General features: G+C 50.5%; 28 protein-coding genes and 2 riboswitches. Of the genes, 12 read left to right on the plus strand and 16 right to left on the minus strand.

The features are described from left to right. Positions 1–23 precede the first annotated feature (23 nt). Positions 24–797, plus strand: a complete 774-nt coding sequence (locus LKE13_RS17285; protein ID WP_227952866.1) for an SDR family NAD(P)-dependent oxidoreductase — start codon at positions 24–26, stop codon at positions 795–797. A 75-nt stretch (positions 798–872) separates the two neighbouring features. Here LKE13_RS17285 and LKE13_RS17290 read toward each other — a convergent pair whose 3' ends face one another. After that, positions 873–1187, minus strand: a complete 315-nt coding sequence (locus tag LKE13_RS17290) for a putative quinol monooxygenase (RefSeq protein WP_227952868.1) — start codon at positions 1185–1187, stop codon at positions 873–875. 117 nt (positions 1188–1304) lie between these two features. Between LKE13_RS17290 and LKE13_RS17295 the strand changes: the two genes are divergently transcribed. After that, positions 1305–1640 carry a hypothetical protein gene (locus tag LKE13_RS17295; RefSeq protein WP_227952869.1) on the plus strand — a complete coding sequence of 112 codons (336 nt, stop codon included), beginning with the start codon at positions 1305–1307 and terminating at the stop codon, positions 1638–1640. On the opposite strand, the gene LKE13_RS17300 is transcribed toward LKE13_RS17295, so the two are convergent. From LKE13_RS17300 to LKE13_RS17320, 5 genes are all read right to left on the minus strand, one after another. Then, positions 1637–2170 carry a hypothetical protein gene (locus LKE13_RS17300; RefSeq protein ID WP_227952870.1) on the minus strand — a complete coding sequence of 178 codons (534 nt, stop codon included), beginning with the start codon at positions 2168–2170 and terminating at the stop codon, positions 1637–1639. The genes LKE13_RS17295 and LKE13_RS17300 overlap by 4 nt on opposite strands. Before the next feature lie 93 nt (positions 2171–2263). After that, on the minus strand, positions 2264–2752 hold the full coding sequence (locus LKE13_RS17305; protein ID WP_227952871.1) for a VOC family protein: 489 nt from the start codon (positions 2750–2752) through the stop codon (positions 2264–2266). Positions 2753–2836: 84 nt separating this feature from the next. Next, entirely contained in the window at positions 2837–4060 is a 1224-nt protein-coding gene (locus tag LKE13_RS17310) for an MFS transporter (RefSeq protein WP_227952872.1), read from the minus strand. A 15-nt stretch (positions 4061–4075) separates the two neighbouring features. Next, positions 4076–5620, minus strand: a complete 1545-nt coding sequence (locus LKE13_RS17315) for a benzoate-CoA ligase family protein (protein ID WP_227952873.1) — start codon at positions 5618–5620, stop codon at positions 4076–4078. A gap of 120 nt (positions 5621–5740) precedes the next feature. Beyond that, on the minus strand, positions 5741–6202 hold the full coding sequence (locus tag LKE13_RS17320) for a flavodoxin domain-containing protein (protein ID WP_227952874.1): 462 nt from the start codon (positions 6200–6202) through the stop codon (positions 5741–5743). Positions 6203–6299: 97 nt separating this feature from the next. Between LKE13_RS17320 and LKE13_RS17325 the strand changes: the two genes are divergently transcribed. The 3 genes from LKE13_RS17325 to boxB all read left to right on the plus strand — a co-directional run bounded on the left by LKE13_RS17325 (position 6300) and on the right by boxB (position 10348). After that, positions 6300–7199 (plus strand): helix-turn-helix transcriptional regulator, encoded by a 900-nt coding sequence (locus tag LKE13_RS17325; protein ID WP_227952875.1) that lies wholly within the window; start codon positions 6300–6302, stop codon positions 7197–7199. Between the two features lie 79 nt (positions 7200–7278). Further along, positions 7279–8922: a 2,3-epoxybenzoyl-CoA dihydrolase gene (gene boxC, locus LKE13_RS17330; protein ID WP_227952877.1), complete on the plus strand. Its 1644-nt coding sequence runs from the start codon at positions 7279–7281 to the stop codon at positions 8920–8922. Between the two features lies 1 nt (position 8923). Further along, complete coding sequence (boxB, locus tag LKE13_RS17335) at positions 8924–10348, plus strand: benzoyl-CoA 2,3-epoxidase subunit BoxB (protein WP_227952879.1); 1425 nt, start codon at positions 8924–8926, stop codon at positions 10346–10348. A 20-nt stretch (positions 10349–10368) separates the two neighbouring features. Here boxB and LKE13_RS17340 read toward each other — a convergent pair whose 3' ends face one another. Beyond that, positions 10369–10680, minus strand: a complete 312-nt coding sequence (locus LKE13_RS17340; RefSeq protein ID WP_227952881.1) for a cupin domain-containing protein — start codon at positions 10678–10680, stop codon at positions 10369–10371. A gap of 84 nt (positions 10681–10764) precedes the next feature. Further along, positions 10765–11421, minus strand: coding sequence for a glutathione S-transferase family protein (locus LKE13_RS17345; RefSeq protein WP_227952883.1), 657 nt, complete (start codon positions 11419–11421; stop codon positions 10765–10767). A 181-nt stretch (positions 11422–11602) separates the two neighbouring features. On the opposite strand from LKE13_RS17345, the gene speD reads away from it, so the two are divergent. Both speD and speE read left to right on the plus strand, forming a co-directional pair. Continuing rightward, positions 11603–12007 carry an adenosylmethionine decarboxylase gene (speD, locus tag LKE13_RS17350; protein WP_227952885.1) on the plus strand — a complete coding sequence of 135 codons (405 nt, stop codon included), beginning with the start codon at positions 11603–11605 and terminating at the stop codon, positions 12005–12007. Beyond that, positions 12007–12858: a polyamine aminopropyltransferase gene (gene speE, locus LKE13_RS17355; RefSeq protein WP_227952887.1), complete on the plus strand. Its 852-nt coding sequence runs from the start codon at positions 12007–12009 to the stop codon at positions 12856–12858. The genes speD and speE overlap by 1 nt, the downstream gene beginning before the upstream one ends. Before the next feature lie 4 nt (positions 12859–12862). On the opposite strand, the gene LKE13_RS17360 is transcribed toward speE, so the two are convergent. Next, a complete protein-coding gene (locus LKE13_RS17360; RefSeq protein ID WP_415776557.1) occupies positions 12863–14242 on the minus strand; it encodes an L-serine ammonia-lyase in 1380 nt (459 codons plus the stop codon). A gap of 152 nt (positions 14243–14394) precedes the next feature. Beyond that, a riboswitch (glycine riboswitch) is annotated at positions 14395–14486 on the minus strand. Positions 14487–14489: 3 nt separating this feature from the next. Then, positions 14490–14576, minus strand: a riboswitch (glycine riboswitch). An 86-nt stretch (positions 14577–14662) separates the two neighbouring features. After that, entirely contained in the window at positions 14663–15013 is a 351-nt protein-coding gene (locus LKE13_RS17365; RefSeq protein ID WP_227952891.1) for a hypothetical protein, read from the minus strand. 601 nt (positions 15014–15614) lie between these two features. Here LKE13_RS17365 and LKE13_RS17370 point away from each other — a divergent pair. Then, positions 15615–16586, plus strand: a complete 972-nt coding sequence (locus tag LKE13_RS17370) for an NAD(P)H-dependent flavin oxidoreductase (RefSeq protein WP_227952893.1) — start codon at positions 15615–15617, stop codon at positions 16584–16586. 84 nt (positions 16587–16670) lie between these two features. On the opposite strand, the gene LKE13_RS18960 is transcribed toward LKE13_RS17370, so the two are convergent. Beyond that, positions 16671–16862: a (2Fe-2S)-binding protein gene (locus tag LKE13_RS18960; protein ID WP_227952895.1), complete on the minus strand. Its 192-nt coding sequence runs from the start codon at positions 16860–16862 to the stop codon at positions 16671–16673. Between the two features lie 118 nt (positions 16863–16980). After that, entirely contained in the window at positions 16981–17448 is a 468-nt protein-coding gene (gene bfr / locus LKE13_RS17380) for a bacterioferritin (RefSeq protein ID WP_227952897.1), read from the minus strand. Positions 17449–17553: 105 nt separating this feature from the next. On the opposite strand from bfr, the gene LKE13_RS17385 reads away from it, so the two are divergent. Beyond that, the gene (locus LKE13_RS17385) at positions 17554–18039 is read left to right on the plus strand and encodes a MaoC family dehydratase (protein WP_227952899.1); all 486 of its coding nucleotides are present in this window, start codon (positions 17554–17556) and stop codon (positions 18037–18039) included. A 6-nt stretch (positions 18040–18045) separates the two neighbouring features. Here LKE13_RS17385 and LKE13_RS17390 read toward each other — a convergent pair whose 3' ends face one another. Together LKE13_RS17390 and LKE13_RS17395 are read right to left on the minus strand one after the other, a co-directional pair. Further along, positions 18046–18492, minus strand: a complete 447-nt coding sequence (locus tag LKE13_RS17390; protein WP_227952901.1) for a PaaI family thioesterase — start codon at positions 18490–18492, stop codon at positions 18046–18048. Beyond that, positions 18482–19693, minus strand: coding sequence for an acyl-CoA dehydrogenase family protein (locus LKE13_RS17395; RefSeq protein ID WP_227952903.1), 1212 nt, complete (start codon positions 19691–19693; stop codon positions 18482–18484). Before LKE13_RS17395 ends, LKE13_RS17390 begins: the two co-directional genes overlap by 11 nt. Before the next feature lie 114 nt (positions 19694–19807). On the opposite strand from LKE13_RS17395, the gene LKE13_RS17400 reads away from it, so the two are divergent. The 3 genes from LKE13_RS17400 to LKE13_RS17410 all read left to right on the plus strand — a co-directional run bounded on the left by LKE13_RS17400 (position 19808) and on the right by LKE13_RS17410 (position 22045). Then, positions 19808–20695 carry a LysR family transcriptional regulator gene (locus LKE13_RS17400; protein ID WP_227952905.1) on the plus strand — a complete coding sequence of 296 codons (888 nt, stop codon included), beginning with the start codon at positions 19808–19810 and terminating at the stop codon, positions 20693–20695. A gap of 58 nt (positions 20696–20753) precedes the next feature. Next, positions 20754–21500, plus strand: a complete 747-nt coding sequence (gene rsmI / locus LKE13_RS17405) for a 16S rRNA (cytidine(1402)-2'-O)-methyltransferase (protein ID WP_227952907.1) — start codon at positions 20754–20756, stop codon at positions 21498–21500. 113 nt (positions 21501–21613) lie between these two features. Continuing rightward, positions 21614–22045 carry a CBS domain-containing protein gene (locus LKE13_RS17410; RefSeq protein ID WP_227952909.1) on the plus strand — a complete coding sequence of 144 codons (432 nt, stop codon included), beginning with the start codon at positions 21614–21616 and terminating at the stop codon, positions 22043–22045. A 6-nt stretch (positions 22046–22051) separates the two neighbouring features. On the opposite strand, the gene LKE13_RS17415 is transcribed toward LKE13_RS17410, so the two are convergent. Further along, complete coding sequence (locus tag LKE13_RS17415; protein WP_227952911.1) at positions 22052–22960, minus strand: patatin-like phospholipase family protein; 909 nt, start codon at positions 22958–22960, stop codon at positions 22052–22054. Positions 22961–23141: 181 nt separating this feature from the next. Beyond that, positions 23142–23374 (minus strand): hypothetical protein (locus LKE13_RS17420; RefSeq protein ID WP_227952913.1); only part of this gene is annotated, 233 nt, incomplete at its 5' end.

Here is a 23374-nt window from a genome sequence, read left to right on the forward strand (position 1 = left end):
AAAAATAATAAAAGAGGTAAACTATGTATAATCCGATGTCGCTAGAGGGCCGTAATATTATTGTCACCGGCGCGGGGCAAGGAGTGGGCGCCGCTGCGGCGGAGATGATCGTCAATCTTGGCGGCCGCGCTATTCTCGTCGACCTACAGGAAGACAAGCTTCAGGCCGTTGCGGACAAGCTTGGGTCCGATAATGCTGAAATGTATGTGGGTAGTGTTGCCGATCCAGGCTTCGTCCAGGACATGGTCACAAAGTCAGTTGCCTCCTGCGGCGGAGTTCACGGACTGATTAATAATGCCGGTATCGTCCGCGCGGCAATGATTAATAAAATGCCGGTGGAGACATGGCAGCAGGTGATTGATGTCAATCTCAGCGGCGTGTTCTATTGCCTTCAGGCAGTCGGCCGACATATGATTGAACGAGTGAAGGATGGGGATAAAAACCCGGGTGCGATCGTTAATATTTCATCTGTTGCGGGTCGCCGGGGAACGGTTGGCCAGATCAACTATGGAGCCGCGAAATCCGGTGTCCTTGGTATCACCATGAGTGCGGCGAAGGAATGGGGACGCTATGGCATTCGTGTGAATAGTGCCTGCTTTGGTGTTGTCGAGACAGAAATGACGGAAACAATCCGGTCAGACAAGTTCCGCGATACTTATATGGCGCAAGTTGTGCTGGAGAGGTTTGCCTCGCCGGAGGAAGTCGCCAAAGGCGTTTGTTTCCTGCTTACCGATGCGTCGAGCTATGTCACGGGCCAGCATTTGTCCATCGATGGCGGATTGCATATCGGCTTTTAATTTATAGAGGAGGAACGCGTCGATCTAAATGTCACGTTCCTCCCTTCGTCTTAAAGGGCGTAAGATATCTGATTTTTAGGCAGATTTTAGGATATGAATGGTCCGGCTTTCCAACATATCCTTAGTTTTTGCACCATAAGCTTTCATATGATCCGAGGCGGCATGGGCCATTAACGCATCCATGCTTTCCCATTTTTCGATAACCGCGAAGCTGTTCTCCCCAAGTTCCGCCTGAAAACCGCCGACACCGTCCATATCAATAACGGCATTGTACTCAATGCAGCCTTTTTCCGCATGAACAGCAGGGACATTGGCTTTGAAGGCTGTAAGAACCTCGTCTCGTTTGCCGGGTTTGGTGGTGATCATGGCGACAACATTTACTGGTTGCATGTTTTTTCCTTTTTATGGTTGTTGCTTTCCGTCAAATTGTAGCCCAATGCTTTAGTTAAAGGCCATGATAAATCACATGGTAGATATATTAAGTTCTCTTGAGGGAAACAGGCCGAAATGAAAAAAGGTAATATGATTGTTGTAGGCTTAGCAATCGCCGTTACGTTGCTGCCGATTACGGTATGGGCAGAAGACTGGCGTGAAACCGGCTGTGCCGGAGTTGTGGAGGCTGAGCTTGAAAAGCTGGACATAGATGCACTAGGCGCGGCGCGTGTTACCTATGTTGTTTCCAGTCGGGGATCGGTTGCTTCAGAAGGTTATGAAGAGCTGAATGGATGGGTTAGCTTTGAAAAATGTAAAGGAAACCTGACCGTGCAGCTGTCTGAAAATTGTACGGTAACGATGATGTATACCAGCGGCCAGTGCCGCATCCCCGGAGTGGAACATTACTAATCAATAGGCAGTGTATGGCACGCGTCTTCGGTCAATTGCCGCATTTCAACCTGATGGGTGAATTCGTCGCCATCGCTTACGGTCACGGATTCAAATCCTAGCAAGGTTAGCAGGTCCAGAAAGGTCAGGTTTTCCGGCGCGCCGCTTTCTTCAAAGATCGGCGTTGTCCGGGCGCTATTGGTAAGATCAGCAAGCAATGCTCGGACCCGGTATATAGTTTCCAGATGGCCGTCCGTCTTGGCGACAATGATCAATTTTCTGGATTCGCCGCCCTTCACAAAGACTGAGTACGCCGAATCATAGGGCTTGTTGGACATTCCTTCCTTAATTCCGATAACGAATCCGACGCGTCGGCGTTTATCCATATCGGAAAGCGGTGGAACGCGGGCACAATAAGTTTCGATCTCCGCCGGGGCGGGATAGTAATACCCAATGTAGCGATCTTCTCCCGCCGAGGCTGCCGCCGAAGACAGGCCCGTAATGCACGCCAAACCAATAAGAACGATCCATCTAATTTCGCGACGCTGCATCAAAACCCCCTTAGGTACAACATGTCCAAGGCGCACAGATTATTTTTAAACTGCCCCTGCAAACAACCTTAAAAGGATCTTCCCGGTAGGATTTTATGCTGCACTATGGGCTTCGTTCCATTCATGCAACATTTTATTCGCATGTGCAGCGGCTGTTTCAGGATCAGGGGTTTTTTCCGGAACCTTGGCCGTTAGCTCGATCACATAGCCATTGGGGTCGCGAAAATAGATTGAATGGATTGATTTATGATCTGAAATGCCACGGGTTTCAATACCCATTTCCTTGCCTTTGGCGAACATTTTGTGAAGGCTGTCCATATCAACTTCAAGCGCGATATGCAGGTCATAGTCATGTTGGTCCTTGAACTCGAACGCCTGATCGGGGGCTTCAAAGAAGGCAAGGAAGGAACCATCATCCATCCGGTAGAACGTATGAAGGACCTCGGTTTTTCGACCCGTCATGGATTCGCTGATGGAAAGGGCATCGGCCAGTGGAAGCCCAAGGAAGTCCTCATAAAACTTACGCGTTTCTTCAGAATTTCGGCATCTGTAAGCGTTGTGGTGAAGACCTTTGATCATCATATTCCCCTATTCTCTCTCGCGCCAATTCATATCCAAGTATTTGGCTTAAAGTGCGATAAATCAACCCCGTATATAGCAGTTACATTAACGATGCCCATTCGCCAGTAAGGTCGCCTCTGACTGAAGGCGAAGCTTTGCCATGGCAATCACGCCGAGAAATGGTCCGATAGCAAGTGTGGCGAAAGCATATTGCCAGCCAATAAGGTCAATGAAGACGGGAATCAAATGGATTGTCGCCAAGCTTATTAAAAAACCGATAGAAGTCTGGATCGTCAGCATCGTGCCGATCATATTCTTGGGACTGAGTTCAATAACACAGGTTGAAAATTGGGCTGAGTCGGCAACGATGGAAATGCCCCAAATCAAGCAGACGACCATCAATAAAGTGGGGGAGCCACCAAATAGAAAGCCGACGAGAATGGCACATGTTCCGCTTATGGCCATTGCGAAAATGGTGACCGTCGTCCGGCCGATGCGATCTGCGGCTATTCCGGCGAATAGGCTACCCAGCCCTCCAATGGCGATTGTCGCAAAAGTACCAAGGTTGGCATAAAATTGACCATTCTCTACCCCCGCAATTTGGAAGCTATCAAACAGAAAAAGACCGATCCAGGCCCACATTGCATAGAGTTCCCACATATGGCCGAAATATCCGAAGTTCGCTAGCCGCAGGGATTTATTCCTCCAGGCATAAAAGGCGGAAGAGGGATCAAATGGCGGTGCTTTGGGCATCTTGCTGCCAAGGGATACTAGAGTTATTAGGCCGCTCGCGCAGATCGCGAGAAGGCTGCTCGCAACTAGGGTCAATTGCCAGTCGATCCCACTTGTGTCCAAAAGATTAAGGATATGCGGAGACGCACTCCCGATGGTCAGCGCTCCGACCAGCAATCCAACAAGAAGTCCGGTATCCCGTCTTGCCCATGTCGACACCATCTTCATGCCGACCGGATAAATACCCGCCATGCAGACGCCGGTTAAAAAACGAAGGAAAATAACAAAGTGAGAAGTTGGGTCAAAAAGGACGATTGCTCCGTTTGCCATTGCAGCGGTCAAGGTGGCTGCGGCGAAAAAAGTCTTGGGAGGGATACGATCTGCTAAACTAAGGGTTGCACTGATTAGCGTGCCGCAAACGAAACCGATGGCAACGGCGCTGGAGAAGAAGGACGCTTGCAAACCATTAAGCCCATACTCTTCCTTTAAAACCGGAATCACTGCCGTTGCAGAAAACCAAAGAGAGAGCGCCATCACCTGGCACATGGCGAGCAATATGACAGAGCGCCATTTTTGCGCCGCAGTCCACTCAGTCATGGGTGATCAGGAAAGTTAGCGCAACTTGAACCGCTGAATTTTCCCTGTTGCCGTTTTGGGAAGTTCATCGACAAACTCGATCCACCTTGGATATTTGAAGGCTGCCAACCGTTTTTTGACAAATTGTTTTAACTCCTCTGCCAAGGCTTCCGAATCATAGTCCGTTTGATTGACGACAATCACTGCTCTTGGCTTAATCAACTGATCCGAATCTGCTTTCCCCACAACGGCGACCTCCAAGACAGATTCATGCTCGATAAGGGCCGCTTCGACTTCGAATGGCGAGACATAAATCCCGCCCACTTTGAGCATATCGTCCGTTCGTCCGCAATAAATAAAGTACCCTTCTTCATCCTGATAATATTTATCACCCGCTCGCGTCCATGGCCCTTGAAATGTCTCTAAGCTTTTGTCGCGACGGTTCCAGTACATAAGGGCGCTTGACGGTCCGGAAATTTCCAGCGCACCCATTTCCCCTTGAGGAACGGGCAGGCCATCGTCCCCTGTTAGACGGATATCATATCCTGTGACTGGCTTGCCTGTTGACCCCGGGCGGACATCTCCGGGCCGGTTGGAGAGAAAGATATGCAGCATTTCGGTACTGCCAATCCCGTCCAGAATATCAATGCCCATTTGTTTCTGCCAACGGGCGAACAAATCAGTGGGCAAAGCTTCGCCGGCTGATGTGCAATACCTGAGGTTATGCTTGCCCTTTGCGGGCAGAAGGCCGCTCGCCAGAAGCATGGCAAACAGCGTTGGCACGCCGTAAAAAATCGTCGGTTTTTGGTTTTCTATAATATCGCACACAGTGTCTGGTGTGGGCGGGCCTTCCAACAGGAGGACGGTTGCGCCAACAGAAAAGGGAAAGGTCAGTCCATTTCCCAGCCCGTAAGCGAAAAACAGCTTGGCTGCGGAGAACATGATATCATCTTCACGGATACCAATGGTTTCCTTTGCGTATAAATCCGCCGTTGCGCGGAGATTGCCATGTAGGTGAACCGTGCCTTTCGGCATGCCAGTCGTGCCAGAGGTGTAGAGCCAAAAACACATATCATCGCGTGATGTTTCTGCCGCCGCGAATTCCGTGCTTTGGGCGTTAATTAGTTCAGTGAGGCTATCGTATCCATTTGGGCCCTCGCCGGACACGATAATTGATTTCAACGCCGGATGACTATCGAGATGGCGTTCAAAGGAGCCCAGCAAATCGCTCGAGACAATCAAAGCGGTGGCCCGGCTGTCATTGAGAATAAATTGATAATCTTTTTCGGTGAAGCGAGTGTTGATTGGGACGGGGATGACTCCGGCCTTGATCGCGCCAAGAAAACAGACCGGGAAATCAATAGTATCATTTAGGCAAAGAATAATCCGTTGTTCCTGCTGGATGCCGATTTCTTTTAGTGCGTTGGCGAAGCGATTGATGCTATCGCTTAGCGCCTGATAGCTATGCGCGCCGGATTTATCAATGACAGCAGTTTTCTGTGCTCGCCCGGCAGCTAGATTATGATCGATCAGATCTACAGCCGCATTGAAAACGTCTGCCGTTTCGGCATTGCTTGACATTGCATCCCTCCCAGAATGAAAAGCGCTTCCTGTTTTGTTTCTATGCGCTTTTGTCGTCTATTGTTGCCCCGATTTTATTCTTACCCTTATCTTGACGGCAAGCATCTCCGATAAAATTATTTATGCGGCCTTAAGAAGCTCAAGCCAGTTCTCTGCCCACTCTCCCGCCTGATCCTCTGGCAGTTCTCCAGAGGAGGCGTCATGTCGCATGATTTCTCCGACAAGCACTGCGCCATATTTCTTGAAGGCTGCGTCAAATAGATTTCCGGCGTTACAGAAAGTCTGATTATAGGTTAGGTCGCCAAGGGCGAAGACGCCGTACTTGATACCAGATAGATCCGGTGCCGCAACGGAGAGATTATCGACGAAGGCTTGCCCATTGTCCGGGATATCCCCTTGTCCGTATGTCGATGTGCAGATGATATAGGCGGTGGTGCTGTTCAGAATATCAGCGTTCAGATCATCCATCATCAGGATTTCCGCATCTTCTCCCTTGGCTGAAAGGGCGTCTGCTATTTCTTCGGCGACAAGCTCAGCTGTTCCGGTCATGGTGCTGACAAGAATTTTTATCTGCTCGGCCAATGTTACGTCTCTCCAAAAAAAACTACTCAAAAGACGGAATAGGAAATATAATGCATTTTGTCCAGCGGATAATGTTCCTTCAGCAGCGAGTTGTGACATGAGTAAGGCCAATTTCGGCGCCGAACAAAGAGAAGATAATCAGGCGGATGATTTTCTTTCTGCGCTTGGCGCTAATGTTCGTGCCTTGAGGGCGCAGCGGGGCATGACTCGCAAAATTCTAGCGCGCGATTCCGGTGTGTCGGAGCGCTACCTTGCCAAGTTGGAGACAGGCGAGGGGAATGCGTCCATGCTTGTACTGAGGCAGATTGCCGAGGCCATGGATACGTCTCTTGTTGATCTGGTCTCAGTTGGTGAGGAGTCCAGCTCGGAAATGCGCGAGCTTCACAGGCTTGCAAGACGATTGCCGTCGGAGCAGATTGCAGCTGTCATTGCGGTAGCCCAACAGCATCTGGTCAAATCGGAAGAAGCTGCAAAGGGCCAGCGCATATCTCTGATCGGTCTTCGTGGCGCCGGAAAATCAACCCTTGGCCCGCTTCTAGCAGAAAGACTTGGTTTTCGGTATATCGAGTTAAACAAGGTTGTTGAAAAGGAATTTGGGGCAAGCCTTGACGAAATTTTCGCGCTGGCAGGTCAACCTTCCTTTCGCAGGTGGGAGCGGCGTTGCCTGACGGATATTGTTACCCGGCAGGATAATGTTGTGATCGCGACGGGTGGCAGCATTGTCGTCGATGAGCAGACCCTCTCTCTTCTGTTAAGCAGAACCCACGTCATCTGGCTTCAGGCGCGTCCGGAAGAACATATGGCGAGGGTCGTTGCCCAAGGGGATATGCGCCCCATGGCGAACAGCCGCGAGGCAATGGCCGATCTTAAGCAGATTCTTGCGGCAAGGGAGCCGCTCTACCGACGTGCGGACGCAAGTTGCGATACTGCCGACAAAGAGGTTTCAGAAAGTATTCTCGATCTGGAGCGTGTGACGACGGGCCTTCTGGCGGGTTAATGTACGGCAAATTGCTTGACATGCACTTTAGTGCATGTAGTGTATTATTTTTCCATAGGCAACCTTGGATGGCAACCCCATGATCACCTTTGACAGACATCCCAATGATTACCGCCATTGGCAGCTTTCTGTTGATGATGACATTGCCACCCTGACATTGGCAGTTGATGAGGATGGCGGGCTGGTTCCGGGATATCAGCTTAAGCTCAATTCTTATGACCTTGGAGTGGATATTGAGCTGAACGACGCGTTGCAGAGGATCCGTTTTGAATATCCAACAGTCCGCACCGTTGTCGTTACAAGTGGGCTGGAGAAGATGTTTTGTGCCGGCGCCAATATCTACATGTTGGGCACTTCATCCCATGGCTGGAAAGTGAACTTCTGCAAATTCACGAATGAGACCCGCAATAGCATTGAAGATTCGAGCCGTTTTTCAGGCATAAAGTTTCTGGCTGCCTGTAATGGCACGACTGCTGGCGGGGGATATGAACTGGCGCTAGCCTGTGATGAAATATTCCTGATTGACGACCGCTCCAGCGCAGTGAGCCTGCCGGAAGTGCCACTTCTTGGGGTGCTCCCGGGGACAGGCGGCCTTACTCGCCTCACGGATAAGCGCAAAGTTCGCCATGATCTTGCCGATGTGTTTTGCACCAACCCTGACGGGGTGCGCGGACGGCGAGCGAAAGAATGGCGGCTGGTCGATGAGGTCGTGCCGCGAAATAACTTTGATGAGAAGGTAATGGCGCGCGCGAAGGAATTGGCCACAAATAGTTCTCGTCCGGAGCATGCAGAAGGAATTGAACTGACGGCGCTTGATCGCCGGATAGATGAGGGCGGTTATCATTATCGTTATGTCGATGCCACGCTGGATGCAGAGGCCGGGGCCGCGACAATTACAATCACGTCTCCTGATTCCAAACTGCCGGAAACAGTTACAGATATTCATGCGGCGGGTGCCAGCTGGTGGCCACTTGCTATGGCGCGTGAGCTGGACGACGCTATATTGATGCTGCGCGCGAATAATGAGGAGGTCGGTACCTTCCTTCTTAAAACGCGCGGGCAAATCGACGCCGTATTAAAGACCGATGCCATTCTCTCAGAGAATCAGGACGACTGGTTTGTTCGGGAAGTGATTGGCATGCTACGCCGGACCTTGGCGCGCCTCGATGTGTCCTCCCGCAGTCTCTTCGCTCTCATTGAAGAAGATTCTTGCTTCGCGGGCACTCTTTACGAACTCGCGCTCGCGGCAGATCGTACTTATATGCTGGATATTGCTGAAGAAGACGGCAATCCGCCATATATTGCCTTAAGCGAGATGAATTTCGGCGCTTACGAAGCCGTGAATGGAATTACACGACTCGCCCGACGGTTTTATGAAGATGAAGCGGCCCTCAATATCCTGAAGCAGCAAACCGGTATAGAGATCAATGCGATAGAGGCGGAGGAAAGGGGCCTTGTCACTTTCATTCCCGATGACATTGATTGGGAGGATGAAATCCGGCTGCTGATAGAAGAACGTTCCAGCTTGTCACCTGATGCTCTCACCGGTCTTGAGGCGAACTTGCGCTTCGGCGGAACCGAGACAGCGGCCACGAAGATTTTCGGGCGCCTATCTGCTTGGCAAAACTGGATATTCAATCGACCCAATGCCGTTGGTGAAAAAGGTGCGCTTAAATTATTTGGCAGCGGTACCAAAGCAGAATTTGACAAAAGGAGAGTGTAGGATGGCGATCAATTATCAGGAACTCATCCCGAATAATGTCGATCTTGGCAATGACCGCCGTTTGCAACGGGCACTTGAGCATTGGCAACCGCGTTTCCTCGATTGGTGGCAGACCTTGGGGCCGGAAGGGTTCCAGACGAGTGATGTCTATCTTCGCACGGCAACGTCTGTTGACGCGAAAGGTTGGGCGACGTTCGGTGCAGTGAAGATGCCGGATTATCGTTGGGGTATTTTCCTTGCGGATCGAGAAAAGGATCGGACTATCGGCTTTGGCGACGACTTCGGCAAACCGGTATGGCAACAGGTGCCAGGGGAGTATCGCTCAATCCTTCGCCGTCTGATCGTGACTCAGGGCGATACCGAACCGGCGTCGGTTGAGCAGCAACGCCTTCTCGGTCAGACATGCCCGTCACTCTTTGATTTGCGCAATTTGTTTCAAGTTAATGTGGAGGAGGGGCGGCATCTCTGGGCGATGGTGTATCTACTGCATGCTTATTTTGGTCGCGATGGCCGGGAGGAAGCGGAAGATCTGCTGATGCGCCATTCTGGCAGCGAAGATAATCCACGCATTCTCGGCACCTTTAACGAGCCGATCAGTGAATGGCTTTCCTTCTTTATGTTTACTTACTTCACGGATCGTGACGGGAAATATCAGCTGAAATGCCTGGCCGAATCCTCCTTCGATCCGCTCGCGCGCACCTGTCAGTTCATGCTGACGGAGGAAGCGCATCATATGTATGTTGGTGAAACTGGCATCACTCGGATAATCAAGCGCACCTTAGAGGTCATGACGGAACTCAAGACGGACGACCCGGCAACCTTGCGCAAAGCAGGGGTCATCGATCTGCCGACCCTGCAGCGTTTTGTAAATTTCTGGTTCTCGTCCTGCATGGATTTGTTCGGTGCGGAAGTTTCATCTAATGCGGCGATTAGCTTTGCGAATGGTATCAAGGGGCGCCCTGATGAAAGGGTTTTCAAGGATCATGTGGAGCGGGAAACCTCCTTACAGATAGAAAAGCCTGATGACGCCGGTGGTGTGCAAACGGAAGAGATTACGGTTCGTAGTGCCATTAACGATCAGGTGCGCACGGCTTATATCAAGGACTGCATGGTCGGGATAACGCGTTGGAATCGCCTGATTAAGAAAGCGGGATTTGATTTCGCTATTGAATTGCCGTCAAGCCGGTTTCGCCGAAAAATAGGATTCTGGGCGGATGTGGTTACCGACCCGAAAGGGGACTTTATTTCAGCGGACGAGTTTGACCGTCGTCATGATGAGTTTCTCCCTTCCGAAAATGATCGCGTCTACATTCACAGCCTGATGCAGCAGGTGACCGAGCCCGGCAAGATGGCTGGCTGGATCGCGGCCCCTGATCGTGGCATCAATAACATGCCGGTTGACTATGAATATGTGCATTTGCAGTAAGTGAAATTTTGGTTCTGGGGTTAAATACTACCTTCAGTCTCAACTACCAAAATGCGCGCAGGCGTTCGCGGAACAGCCTTATGCTCATCGCCGGCTTCAGCATGGAAAATATCACCGGGGGATAGCGTCAGAACCTTTTCTTGCCCAGCCTCACGTATATGCATATCGACTTTACCATCCAACAGAACGAATACCTCCGGTCCGTCATTCACATGCCAAATATAGGGTTGATCCGTCCAATGAAGACGAACGGTGGCGTTCGATATCTTCTCAATACCAAGGGCATCCCATGCATTTTTACCTTCAAAATCGGTCGGCTTGATTAGGCGCATTTTGGCTTCCTATCCATAAATTTTTCTTTTGATTAATCCTAACCTACCTTTAACTCATGCATAAACTGGCTGCGTGGATTGCTCCTAAGGTTTTTCCGATGTCAAAAAAGGTCGTGTTGCAATAGTGCTCGGTCGCTCTTTCACGCAATTCCACCATCTTACAAGCTTTGGATAGCTCTGGAACATATTCGTACCCTCAGGTGCCATCAGAAAATAATCGATCATCGGTACCAGATGTGCATCGGCGAGAGAGTAAGAGGTGGCTGCGATATATCCACTATCGCTCGCTAGGTTTTCAAGGATAGCAAGTACAGGGGCACTTTCTTCCAATCCTTCGCTTACAACAGCCTCGTTTGTCGTCTCTCTGAAAGCGCGATTAAAGACCCTCTCGGAAAAGACTTTACGGACGAGCGGCCAGTATCCATAGCTATCGACGATGGAGATGACCTGACGCATTCTGGCGCGTTTCACTACTGTCTCGGGCTGTAAGGATGGCCCTTCAAATGCTTCATCCAGGTACTGAGTTATTGCGCCTGTTTCATAAAGAGTAAAATCACCATGTCGGATGGCCGGCACGCGATTGAAGGGATGGATGTCGATATAATTGGCCGATGCATCTTCGGCGAAGGGGTTAATCTCATGCGTTTCAAGCGCGATTCCCTTTTCCAGCATAACAATCCTGACTATTCGGGAATAAACGCTATACTTAAAACTGAATAGTTCGACATTTTTTTTTAGCATTTTGGCGACCTGTTGATAGCGTGCGTTCCATCCGCTCCATCTTGCGTCGACTTGTGTCTGAAACACAAGCGAAGTAACTACTTTTCTCTTGCACTTGCAGGCCGACTCGGCGATAACGCGGCACCTTTTATGGTAAGGCACTCAAGGAGCATTCACGGGAAGAATGCTCAAGGATGAGAAAATGGCAATTTCACCTGCGGCGGCGGAAGAAGATCGTCTCGATTATTTCGTTCATAAGGATGGGTTGACCTTCGCAGGGACTCATCTGATCGTCGATCTTTGGGAAGGGGAGGGCTTCAACGATCCCTTGTTGATCGAAGAAACGCTCCGCCATGCGATTGATGCAGCGGGGGCGACCTTGCTGCATTTTCATATTCATGCGTTTGAGCCCGATGGTCTTTCCGGAGTTGCGGTGCTTGCCGAAAGCCATATCAGCTTTCATAGTTGGCCGGAGCGCGGGTTTATGGCACTCGATATCTTCATGTGTGGCAAGACCGATCCTTACAAGGCTATCCCGATCCTGCGGGAAGCGTTTAAACCCGAAACTGTCCAGCTTAATGAAATCAAGCGGGGGATTGTCAGTTGATGGAACTCTTTGATGAGGGGCTGCATTCGGGTGTCAATCTAGCGCTTAATGTGGAAAAGGTTGTCTATCGCGAGAAGACTGAGCTGCAGGACCTCATGATTTTTGAGAATAACCAGTTTGGACGCGTTATGTCTCTCGACGGCGCCGTGCAGACAACCGAAAAAGATGAGTTTATCTACCATGAGATGTTCGTTCATGTGCCGGTTCTGGCCCATGGCAAGGTTAGTCGCGCCCTGATTATCGGCGGCGGCGACGGCGGCGCGGCGCGGCAACTCATGAAGCATAGAAATATCGCCGTGACCATGGTGGATATCGACCGGACCGTTGTCGAGCTTAGCAAGAAATACATGCCGTCGATCTCGGGTGGCGCCTTTGACGACCCCCGGCTTGATCTGATCATCGCCGATGGATGCAAGTTTGTGCGAGAGACCGATGAGAAATGGGATGTAATTATTATCGACAGCACTGATCCGCATGGACCCGGGGAAGTCCTCTATACACAGGAATTCTATGCGGACTGCAAGGCCCGTCTTGCGAACGGTGGTATTATAATTACGCAAAACGGCGTGCCTTTCGTTCAGGAAGAAGAACTAAAAACGAGCTATGACCGTCTCGGTAGTTTGTTCAAGGATGTCAGTTTTTATCTCGCCGCGATCCCGAGTTATGTCGGTGGAGTGATGGCCTACGGCTGGGCGACGGATGAGCCGGATCATCGAAAAGTGAGTCTCTCCCGCCTTGTCGCACGCTTTGTCGAGGCCGGGATCACGACGGACTATTATACACCGGAAGTCCATCTTGCGGCTTTTGCTCTCCCGCTTCATATCCAGAAGATACTGACGCGCGAAGATTGAGCAGCTAGCACTCCACGACGTTAACGGCAAGGCCACCTTGCGAGGTTTCCTTATATTTGCTGAGCATATCGACGCCGGTCTGGCGCATCGTCTCGATCACCTCATCAAGAGATACCACATGCGTGCCGTCACCGGACAGCGCGAGGCGGCAGGCATTAATCGCCTTCATCGCGCCCATGGTATTGCGTTCGATGCAGGGGATCTGCACTAATCCGCCGATCGGATCGCAGGTCAAACCAAGATTATGCTCCATGCCGATCTCAGCGGCATTTTCCACCTGTTCGTTCGTGCCTCCCAGAACGGCGGTAAGGGCACCTGCAGCCATGGAACAGGCGACCCCCACTTCCCCCTGACACCCCATTTCTGCGGCGGAGATTGATGCGCGTTTTTTATAGATTGCGCCAATTGCTGCTGCGGTGAGCAGGAAATTGCGCGTCCCCTCCTTTGTGACGCCGGGGCAGAAGCGTTGGTAATATTTAAGTACCGCGGGAATTACCCCGGCCGCACCATTTGTGGGAGCCGTCACCACTCGCCCACCGGCGGCGTTCTCCTCATTGACGGCGAGGGCGTAGAGATTAACCCAGTCAAGAACGGTCAGTGGATCGCGGGAGGCGCGCTCCGGATTTTCCATTAAGTCTTGATACAACGCGTTTGCCCGGCGCTTTACCTTAAGGCCGCCCGGCAGGATACCCTCTCCCTCGCAGCCCCTCTTGATGCAGTTGATCATGGCTTCATTGACATCATCAAGGAAGGCGAAGGTTTCTTCCTCACTTCGCCAACTGCTTTCATTGGCAAGCATCATCTCAGCAATGGTGAGGCCGCTTTCCTTGCCCATATCGAGAAGTTCGTCTGCGGAGGTGAAAGGATAGGGTAGCACAATGTTATGACCCTTCGTTTCTGCCCTGTCCCCTTCGTTGTGAGAGACAACATATCCGCCTCCCACGGAGAAATAGTCCCGGCAGAAAAGCTGCGCACCCTTTGCATCATAGGCATAGAACCGCATGCCGTTAGAATGTTCAGGAAGGAGTTGATCTTTCAGGAAAAGGAGACTTTGGTCCTCAAAAAAGGGAATTATACGATGTCCGTTTAGTGAAATTTCCCCGCTTGTCCGTATTTTGTCGATAAGCGGTTGTACTTTCTCCGGATCAACGGAGGAAGGGCGTTCCCCACTTAGTCCAAGAAGAATAGCAATGTCCGTCGCATGACCGGCGCCAGTGAGAGCAAGCGAGCCATAAAGCTCGACCAGCAGACGATCGGTCGAATCAAGTAAATCCTCTGACGCTAGACGATCGACGAAACGCTTTGCCGCCCGCATGGGCCCCACGGTATGGGAGCTTGATGGGCCAATACCGATTGTATAAAGATCGGTTACGCTGATGTTGATATCCAACTGAGACGTTGGGTTAGGCGGTGCAGTTGGCTTTGATGGTACAACTGGCGTAACGTTGCCAAGGCCGGGTTTGGATGGTTTTGTCATTTACAGGCACCTTTTCTCACTCTGGTGAAAAATTCACCAATGCGTTCAATAGATGCCCCCTCTGTCCGGTTACCTGAAAGATTACGTCGACATATCGCCGACTTACCTCTTCGGTGATGCGTTAGCCATGGCCTCAGCATACTCTCCAGAGCCCTCTTTCCTGACGGTACATGTGCCTGAGAGTTTCCGGGGCGGTTGCTCCTTCGGCGCCGGTAAGTCCGGTCTCTCCCATCAGGATAATCAAGGAATGCCAGCATAGTCCGGCAATTCACATAGACCTTAGAGACCGCGCTTTGGCATTGTCAAGTCCGGGCCTTCCGAAATGGATCAACGGGTGCCGTATTTCAAAACCCAAAGGGGTAGCAATGCCGCGACATCAGCGCTTTTTTCATCGAGTTCCACCGCCGTTGTCATCTCATCTTCATCAATTCGCACGATGCGTCCGCCAAATCGGCACATTTCTGGGGAGCCAACGGGCCCGATAATTCCTTCGACAGTTTGATCAAGTATAACATGGTCTGCGATACCGTTTAGCAGCATTCCGTCAAGCGACCAGTTCTCTGTCGAAAACCGAATGCCCTCAATTTCTACGCTGAGGACCGGGTTTGATACGCGAAAGGCCCCACGTTTTTCGAATCTGTTTGCAACAGATTGTGTGTTCATTTCAGCTTGCAGCACGAATAGTCTCCATAAAAATTTATCTACTCATCGAGTATGCAGCCTTTGTGCCAGTATCAAGGGAAAGGTAAAAAGTCTGTATTTCTTCGCTTTTTCGTTCCTTTGAGAGACGGACAGGAGTGATGCGATATAGGTAAGCGGTCAAATTTTCCCGCTCTGTAGGAAATAATAGCCGGGCATATTGGGTCTGGTTTGATGGAAATTATAAGCAATAAAGAGAATCATGTTTTGTGAATCGGGGTGAGATCACATTGTTTTGAGCCCAAATCTGATCTAATGCCGATATCTCTGAATTTTTTTTAATGAGCACCCAAAGGTAATAATATTATGTTTTTCAATGATTTTTCGCAATAATGCTGCAGGTGCGAAATAAAAAAATGAAATTTTGTCAATAATGACAATTTGTCATCTTTGAAAAAGCCTGCTAAGAAAATGCCCAAGCCGGGTAACTGAGCGAAAAGATTCAGGCTTGGCTAAATAATTAAAAGGTCGGGTAACTGGGCGCAAGATCCAGACTTAGCTCAACCATCCATAGCCAAGTAACTGGGCGTAAGATCCAGGCTTGGCTATATTTATCCCAGTATCAGGAGTCATCTCGTAAATGACAATGCCGACCGTTCTGGAAGGGCGTCTTTCTCTCCCAGTTATTGCATCACCAATGTTTATTGTATCCGGGCCTGAACTGGTAATTGCTCAGTGCAAGCAGGGCATCGTCGGATCTTTTCCTGCTCTTAATGCAAGGCCGATTTCTCAGCTTGACGAATGGCTCTTTCAGATCAAGTCAGAACTTGCTGACTATGCGGCGGCGAATCCTGACAAGAAGGTCGCCCCCTTTGCTGTCAATCAGATTGTACATGCGTCAAATACTCGTTTGGAGGAAGATGTTGCACTCTGCGTTAAGCATGAAGTGCCGATTATCATCACGAGCCTTCGGGCCCCGAATGAAATTGTTGAGGCGATACATTCTTACGGCGGAATTATCCTGCATGACGTGACTACCATCCGCCATGCCCAAAAGGCATTGGAAGCAGGCGTCGATGGTTTAATTCTGGTTTGCGCGGGCGCTGGCGGGCATGCGGGGCGGTTAAGTCCGTTCGCGCTTGTCTCCGAAGTGCGGCAGTTCTTTGATGGGCCGATTGCTCTTTCCGGGGCCATTGCGAATGGCCGATCAATCCTTGCAGCCCAGGCAATGGGCGCGGATCTCGCCTATATGGGGAGTGCATTTATCGCTACCAAAGAAGCCAACGCGGTAGACGACTACAAAAATATGATCGTTGAAAGCACAGGCGAGGATATTCTCTATACGAACACCTTTACCGGCGTTCACGGTAACTATTTGCGCCCCAGTGTGGAAAAAGCGGGGCTTGATCCGGAGAATTTGCCGGGTGCCGATAAAAGCCGGATGAATTTCGGCAGCGGTAGTACGGGTAAATCGAAAGCCTGGAAAGACATATGGGGTTCCGGGCAGGGAATTGGCAGCGTAAGCGATGTGCCAAGTGTTGAAGAATATGTTGATCGCTTAAAAGAACAGTATGCCCAGGCCAAGGCTGAAATCAATAATAAGGCCATTTAGACTGAATTTTCCCTCACCCTAACGGGTGGGGGTAATTTCTTCAAATTTCCAGCATATTTAAGATTACAGGGTGATGTCGCCGGATCAGCGCCGAACGGTGATTGGCGCGCTGCTACCGGTTGTTTCCCGGATGATATCCCGGATATTAGATGTGCATTTTGCACATTGTGGTGCTGCTCCCAGTGTTTCATAGACATTTGCGATGCGTTGCGCACCTGAGGCGACGGCGCTTTTAATGTCTCTATCAGTCAATCCATTACAAAGGCAAATATACATTCTTCAACTTGTTTAATATTAAAAATGACAATCATTCCTAATAAATTAAGCGCTGTGCGACTAATTGTCAATGGCAAGGGAAGTTTATAGGGCGGGAATTTGCTACTAAGGGGCTAATTTAGGAAACTTGTGACTGAACGTAGTTTTGAAGTCCCATCTTCTCAATTAGGCCAAGCTGGGTTTCCAGCCAATCAATATGCTCCTCTTCAGATTCAAGGATATCGACCAGCAAATCGCGGGATACGTAGTCCTGCTTGCTTTCGCAATCTTTGATGGCCGCTTTTAAATCGACGTGAGCGACATGCTCCATTTTAAGGTCGCATTCGATGATTTCCCCGACGTCTTCGCCAATCATCAACTTGCCGAGATCCTGCAGGTTTGGAAGACCTTCTAAGAAGAGCACCCGTTTGATGAGCTTGTCTGCATGCTTCATCTCATCGACGGATTCTTCATATTCTTTCTCGCCTAATTCTTTAAGGCCCCAGTCTTCAAGCATGCGAGCATGCAGGAAATATTGATTAATGGCCGTCAATTCATTCTTTAGAATGACGTTAAGATGCTTGATAATTGACGTGTCGCCTTTCATGAATAGCTCCTTGCGTTGCCATGATATGTCCCTTAACTATAGCGCAGCGGCAGTGTTAAACAAATGCCATAACGAACAAGACTTGATAAACAAGTGAGGCGAGGAATGTCCGAAGATCAATTTAACCCAGAAAACCACAAATTTGCCGAAGCAAGCTATTTCGAAGACTTGACCGTCGGCCAAAGGTTCTACATTCCATCGCGGACATTGCGTGATGCAAATTTCTCTGCCTTTCAGGCGGCCTCCGGTGATAATCACCCGATTCATTATGATGTTGAATATTGCAAAACTCAGGGGCATCCGGAGTTGCTGGCACATGGGTTTCAGGTGTTGATACAAACTGCCTCCGGTGCCGGAATATTCCCGCATGTAATTGGTGAATCGCTCGTTGCCTTTATTGACCAGTCATCAAAATTCTTAGGGCCGGTATATTATGGCGATACCGTCTATCCGGAGCTTGTTATCACGGAGCTTAAGGAGCAAAGGTCAACCGGCGTGGTTACAGTGCGCTCAACTATTCACAATCAGCGCAAAGAGCTGGTACTGGAAGGGGAGCAGCGCTATCTGGTACGCCGCCGTCCAAAGGCCTGATCTCAGCTAAACCTTGAAGTTCCGCGTTGACGCGAGAACTGAGCCACAGAGCTTCTCTTCGCCTTTAGAGACAGAATAGATATCCGCCGCACCAACAGAGAGGGTCCGCCCGTTCTGCAGGACGCGACCACGGGCAATTAATTTTTCTCCTCGTGCCGGACCGGTCATCTTTACTGTAAAATCGAGTGTGGCACATGCCCATCCAGCAGGCAGCAGGGACGTGCAGGCGCTGACGGCGGCGCTGTCACCGATCGTACCGACGAATGACGCCGGAAAGAGGTCGGGCGGTGTGGATAAAGCTTCCTGAAACGGTGCCTCAATCGCAATCTGCCCCGGTGTTTCCTTCAGTATTTTCACACCGTAGGTTTGCACGAACGGTAGAAGAGGCAAAAAGGCGGAGGGCTTGGCGTAGCCCTCCGTCCGTTCAGGTGTTTCTTGTCCTTTAAGAGGCATAACGCGCCACTATCTGCTTGCCGAGAGAGGACATATGCACCTGATCCGGTCCGTCTGCGAGCCTGACGGTCCGGGCGTAGGCAAAAGCTTCGGCTAGGAAGGTGTCCTGACTGAGACCCATGGCGCCGTGCACCTGAATAGCCCGGTCGATAACCGTTTGCGCCATGGTCGGTGCGATGATTTTGATCATCGCGATCAGGTCGCGTGCTTCCTTATAGGACACCTCGTCCATACGGGCGGCAGCCTTCAGGGTAAGCAAGCGCGCCTGCTCAATATCGCAAATTGATTTCGCGATATCTTCACGCACGGAGCCCTGATCACTCAGTTTTTTGCCAAACGCAACACGGCTTTCCGCCCGAACGCACATCAATTCCAAGGCGCGCTGGGCGCAGCCAATTAAACGCATGCAGTGATGGATGCGGCCCGGACCTAGGCGACCCTGTGCAATTGCAAAACCTTCGCCTTCGCCACCAATAATATTTGAGGCGGGCACTCGAACATTTTCGAACAATACCTCGGCATGGCCATGGGGTGCGTCGTCCGATCCAAATACTTTAAGGGGGCGAACAATCGTGACGCCTTTGGTATTTACGGGGACAAGAATCTGTGACTGCTGCTGATGTCGTGGTGCATTTACGTCAGTTTTTCCCATAACAATCATGATTTTACAGCGTGGGTCGGGCGCGCCGGATGTCCACCATTTACGCCCATTGATGACATATTCGTCGCCTTGCCTGTCTATCGTGCACTGGACATTTGTCGCATCTGAAGATGCCACGGCAGGCTCTGTCATAGCGAAGGCTGAGCGAATTTCCCCGTTTAGGAGTGGGACCAGCCACTCATCGCGTTGGGCCTGTGTGCCATAACGAGCAAGCACTTCCATGTTACCAGTATCGGGGGCGCTGCAATTAAAAGCCTCTGACCCGATCATCGACCGGCCCATGATTTCGGATAGTGGTGCGTACTCAAGGTTTTTCAGACCCGCGCCATAATCTTCAAATTCTGCAAGGAAGAGGTTCCACAGCCCTTCTGCTTTCGCCTTCTTCTTCAGTTCCTCCATCACCGGAGGAATAGTCCAGCGATTGGCGGATGACTCAATATAGTCGTGGTATTCTTTCTCCGCGTCATAGACATGCGCATTCATAAAGCCTTCGACACGGCTCGCAAGATCCTCGACTTTGTCGGTAAAGCTAAAATCCATTTCTCTGATCCTTCTTGAGTACGGTAGGTTTCTTGGGCAAGATAGTATTGATAGAGAAATCATTGAAATTTATTTCTATGATAAATTTATATTCACATATGTTATAGTAGAAGGATGAAACTTAGTCATATCGACCTTAATCTCTTCCTGACGTTCGAGGCGATCTATACGCATGGCAACTTGACGCTTGCGGCGCGTCACTTGAATGTAACGCAACCCGCAGTCAGTAACGCGTTGGCGCGCCTGCGCGACCGATTGGAGGATTCGCTTTTTATTCATGCGGGCAAGCGGATGAACCCGACACCGATGGCCCAGAAAATGATTGGACCAGTTCGTCAGGCGCTTCGTCTCTTGCAGTCTGGTATTAGCGCTGAGGAGGAATTTGATCCGCAAACGAGTGATAAGGTGACCCGTCTGGCAATTGGTGACATCGGGGAAACGATTTTGCTGCCCCGGCTCGTTGAAAAGCTGCGCCAACTTGCTCCCCTTATGACAATTCAGGTGGTTAACGTTCCCCGGCGCTCGATTCCACGGCGGCTATCTCTGGGGGAGATTGATTTTGCAGTTGATATTCCGTTGATTGCAAACACCCAACTCATCAATGACAAATTAATGAGCGATCGGCAGGTGTGTGTCGTCGGCCGACATCACCCGCTCGCAGACAAGCCGGAATTGACCCTCGAAGACTATCTGGATTTGACACATATCCTTGTTTCCTCACGTCCACGCGGCGGGGGGCTTGTCGATATCGAGCTGGGGAAAGTCGGGGTTTCCCGACGTATCGCTGTGCGTCTTCAACATTATCAGTCCGCATTTCATATGATTGAACAGACTGATCTTGCGCTAACTGCTCCGCTGCAGCTAACCCGGATGTATAATTGTCAGGTTTTTCCATTACCTTTTGAGGCGCCAAACCTGGAACTGCAGCTCTATTGGCATATTTCCACGGATCAAACAGCGTTAAGCAAATGGCTGCGCGATCAGATTTTCTCTGTCATATAAAAAACAATTCGAGCGCGGGTCATTGCGCCGATCAACAGAATATGGTTAGTCCATCGTTATGACAGAAACTGCAGAGAACGCGCCGACCCTTTACCTCATCCCTACTCCGATAGGAAATCTTGAGGATATCTCGCTGCGTGCCTTGCGTATCCTTCAATCGGTTGATGCGCTGGCGTGCGAGGATACTCGCCATACCCGGAAAATATACGAGCGACATGCGCTCACCAGCCCCCCGATTATCTTCGCCTGTCATGCCCATAATGAAGATCGGGCGGTTGGCCGTATTCTCTCGCTTCTTCGGGATGGCAAGTCCGTCGGTCTGACATCTGATGCCGGGGCGCCTGGTGTTAGCGACCCTGGGCAGCGTGCAGCCGCCGCCGTTATTGAGGCGGGATATGAGGTTATCGCCTTGCCGGGCCCAAGCGCTGTCATTACTGCGCTTAACGTTTCCGGACTTCCGGCTCCGGCTTTTTCTTTTCTCGGTTTCCTGCCGCGCCGCCCGGGGCGTCAGCGGAAGTTATTCGGCGCCTTTGCCGAGGCCCCGACTGCCATCGTATTTTTCGAATCTCCCTTTCGGGTTGGTAAGATATTGAAGATTGCCCATGAAGTGTTGGGGGACCGTTCGGCGGCCGTCTGTATAGAGCTCACCAAGAAATTTGAAAATATACACCGTGGCCAATTGGCTGATCTGGCAGAACAGTTCTTCGATCAGAAAATCAAGGGTGAGGTGACAATCGTCATTGCTCCACCGTCGCGGGATGAGAGAGGGAATGATGAAGATGATAGCCCCTTTGCGATGCTGTAAGTGTTTATTTTCTACTGTAATATTTGTGTTTATGAGGTCCTTCTGGTAAATTAGAATTCCCGGAAGTATATTTGTGGCGGTGGCCTTTTCGGCTTCCCAGAAGGAGGATTCCTATGAATGTGGCAGGTATTCTGAAAGTGAAGGGGGGCAATGTTATTACGACTTCGCCCTCTGACAGTATCGCGGCGGTATCAAATATTCTGGGGGAAAAACGCATTGGCGCCGTTCTGGTGGTGGATGGTTCCGGTAAACTGTGCGGTGTGCTGTCCGAGCGGGATATTGTTCGGGGACTCTCAGAAAGCGGTGATGGCTGCCTCAAACTACTGGCAAGCGATCTGATGACATCCGACCTTGTGACGACCAGCCCTTCCGAAACAATTGATAATGTTATGGCGTTGATGACGGAAAAGCGCATCCGCCATTTGCCCGTGCTGGAAGATGGAAAGCTTGCGGGCTTTATCTCGATCGGTGACGTCGTGAAAAGCCGGATGGATGAAGTCGAGCGAGAGGCCGCAGCGCTTCGTGACTATATTGCAACCGGGTAATTCGCCTTAAGCAAGAACATCCATGGCGTGTTTAAGAAAGGTGAGGGAACGTTCTGTCGCGGCTTCACCTTCAACAATCATTTCCGCGGCCTTGTCAAATTCCAGTAAACCGTGCCGTGCTAATCTGGGGGCAATGGTAATGTCGGGCGGGTCGCCAGCGAGGCGAGACCGACTGAGCCGATCCTGAACAATATTCAGCGATGACATCATGACTCCAAAAATGCTCGGTTCGGAGCTGGATTTATCAAAAAACCGGTGTTTCATCAGGTTGAGCGGCGAACGAGAGTGAAAAAGTCTCGTTTTCTTGCCGTTATCATCGACAACGAAATCGGATTCGCTTTCGCCGATATTAGTCATTCCGAAGACGTCTGCATTCAGATTGACGGCGATGACCAGACGGGCGCCAAGAGCGCGGCAGACGGAGACCGGAACCGGATTCGTGAGGGCGCCATCAATTAACCAGCGACCGTCGATTTTCTGGGGGGAGAATAGGCCCGGAAGTGCATAGGATGCCGTTATTGCTTTCGCCAGGTTTCCTTCCCTTATCCATATCTCATGGCCGGTGCCCAGCTCGGTCGTGACAGCGGCGAAAGGTACAGGAAGATCCTCTATTTTTGTATCGCCAATCGTGTCTTCCAATAGGGTAAATAATTTTGCGCCTGAAATTAGCCCGCCGCCGGAGAGGCGAATATCGAGGAGGCGGAAAAGACCGGATTTTCCGAGATCGCGTGCCCAAGCTTCCAGTTCGTCGAGCTTGCCGGCGAGATACATGCCGCCAATAAGTGCGCCGATAGAGGTGCCGCAGACATAATCGGGTTTAAAACCTTCTTTCTCCAGGCGGCGCAGAACGCCAATATGGGCCATACCGCGCGCAACGCCGCTGCCCAATGCCAATCCGATTTTTGGCCGTGACATAATCGTACCACCTTGTGTGTCGTTATTTTCTCTTGTTTTATGCCTTAACAGATATATCTTACTAACTCCATACTCACGGTGAAAAGCATTGCTATTCATCTTTAGGCGTCATTCTTACCCCAAGTTAGGGTCTATTAGATAAGAGTTGTATTAAGGTCGTATTAAAGTTATAATCCAGCCTTCATATTTTTGTAAAATTACCTGTTGACGCCGTTGCGCTGATATCTATATAAGATGGGCAACGACGCAGTCGGATACGCCTGATGAAGTTCAGGATACGTTCGGCGGCGTTTTTTTTGTCCGGAATTTTTGATTTTGGGCGGTTTGATTTTTGACATTGTGGATAAAGATGAGAAGGGATGCCTGGGCGGCGGGGTTGTTGAATGACGACTTTTTGTTGCAACGGGTATCTTG

It is taken from the genome of Sneathiella sp. HT1-7 (genome assembly GCF_020731145.1).
Taxonomy (GTDB): domain Bacteria; phylum Pseudomonadota; class Alphaproteobacteria; order Sneathiellales; family Sneathiellaceae; genus Sneathiella.

Coding starts and splice junctions, on each gene's coding strand:
- LKE13_RS17285 (WP_227952866.1), top strand. CDS start 24: ATGTATAATCCGATGTCGCTAGAGGGCCGTAATATTATTGTCACCGGC.
- LKE13_RS17290 (WP_227952868.1), bottom strand. CDS start 1,187: ATGCAACCAGTAAATGTTGTCGCCATGATCACCACCAAACCCGGCAAA.
- LKE13_RS17295 (WP_227952869.1), top strand. CDS start 1,305: ATGAAAAAAGGTAATATGATTGTTGTAGGCTTAGCAATCGCCGTTACG.
- LKE13_RS17300 (WP_227952870.1), bottom strand. CDS start 2,170: ATGCAGCGTCGCGAAATTAGATGGATCGTTCTTATTGGTTTGGCGTGC.
- LKE13_RS17305 (WP_227952871.1), bottom strand. CDS start 2,752: ATGATGATCAAAGGTCTTCACCACAACGCTTACAGATGCCGAAATTCT.
- LKE13_RS17310 (WP_227952872.1), bottom strand. CDS start 4,060: ATGACTGAGTGGACTGCGGCGCAAAAATGGCGCTCTGTCATATTGCTC.
- LKE13_RS17315 (WP_227952873.1), bottom strand. CDS start 5,620: ATGTCAAGCAATGCCGAAACGGCAGACGTTTTCAATGCGGCTGTAGAT.
- LKE13_RS17325 (WP_227952875.1), top strand. CDS start 6,300: ATGAGTAAGGCCAATTTCGGCGCCGAACAAAGAGAAGATAATCAGGCG.
- boxC (WP_227952877.1), top strand. CDS start 7,279: ATGATCACCTTTGACAGACATCCCAATGATTACCGCCATTGGCAGCTT.
- boxB (WP_227952879.1), top strand. CDS start 8,924: ATGGCGATCAATTATCAGGAACTCATCCCGAATAATGTCGATCTTGGC.
- LKE13_RS17340 (WP_227952881.1), bottom strand. CDS start 10,680: ATGCGCCTAATCAAGCCGACCGATTTTGAAGGTAAAAATGCATGGGAT.
- LKE13_RS17345 (WP_227952883.1), bottom strand. CDS start 11,421: ATGCTAAAAAAAAATGTCGAACTATTCAGTTTTAAGTATAGCGTTTAT.
- speD (WP_227952885.1), top strand. CDS start 11,603: ATGGCAATTTCACCTGCGGCGGCGGAAGAAGATCGTCTCGATTATTTC.
- speE (WP_227952887.1), top strand. CDS start 12,007: ATGGAACTCTTTGATGAGGGGCTGCATTCGGGTGTCAATCTAGCGCTT.
- LKE13_RS17370 (WP_227952893.1), top strand. CDS start 15,615: ATGACAATGCCGACCGTTCTGGAAGGGCGTCTTTCTCTCCCAGTTATT.
- LKE13_RS18960 (WP_227952895.1), bottom strand. CDS start 16,862: ATGTATATTTGCCTTTGTAATGGATTGACTGATAGAGACATTAAAAGC.
- bfr (WP_227952897.1), bottom strand. CDS start 17,448: ATGAAAGGCGACACGTCAATTATCAAGCATCTTAACGTCATTCTAAAG.
- LKE13_RS17385 (WP_227952899.1), top strand. CDS start 17,554: ATGTCCGAAGATCAATTTAACCCAGAAAACCACAAATTTGCCGAAGCA.
- LKE13_RS17390 (WP_227952901.1), bottom strand. CDS start 18,492: ATGCCTCTTAAAGGACAAGAAACACCTGAACGGACGGAGGGCTACGCC.
- LKE13_RS17395 (WP_227952903.1), bottom strand. CDS start 19,693: ATGGATTTTAGCTTTACCGACAAAGTCGAGGATCTTGCGAGCCGTGTC.
- LKE13_RS17400 (WP_227952905.1), top strand. CDS start 19,808: ATGAAACTTAGTCATATCGACCTTAATCTCTTCCTGACGTTCGAGGCG.
- rsmI (WP_227952907.1), top strand. CDS start 20,754: ATGACAGAAACTGCAGAGAACGCGCCGACCCTTTACCTCATCCCTACT.
- LKE13_RS17410 (WP_227952909.1), top strand. CDS start 21,614: ATGAATGTGGCAGGTATTCTGAAAGTGAAGGGGGGCAATGTTATTACG.
- LKE13_RS17415 (WP_227952911.1), bottom strand. CDS start 22,960: ATGTCACGGCCAAAAATCGGATTGGCATTGGGCAGCGGCGTTGCGCGC.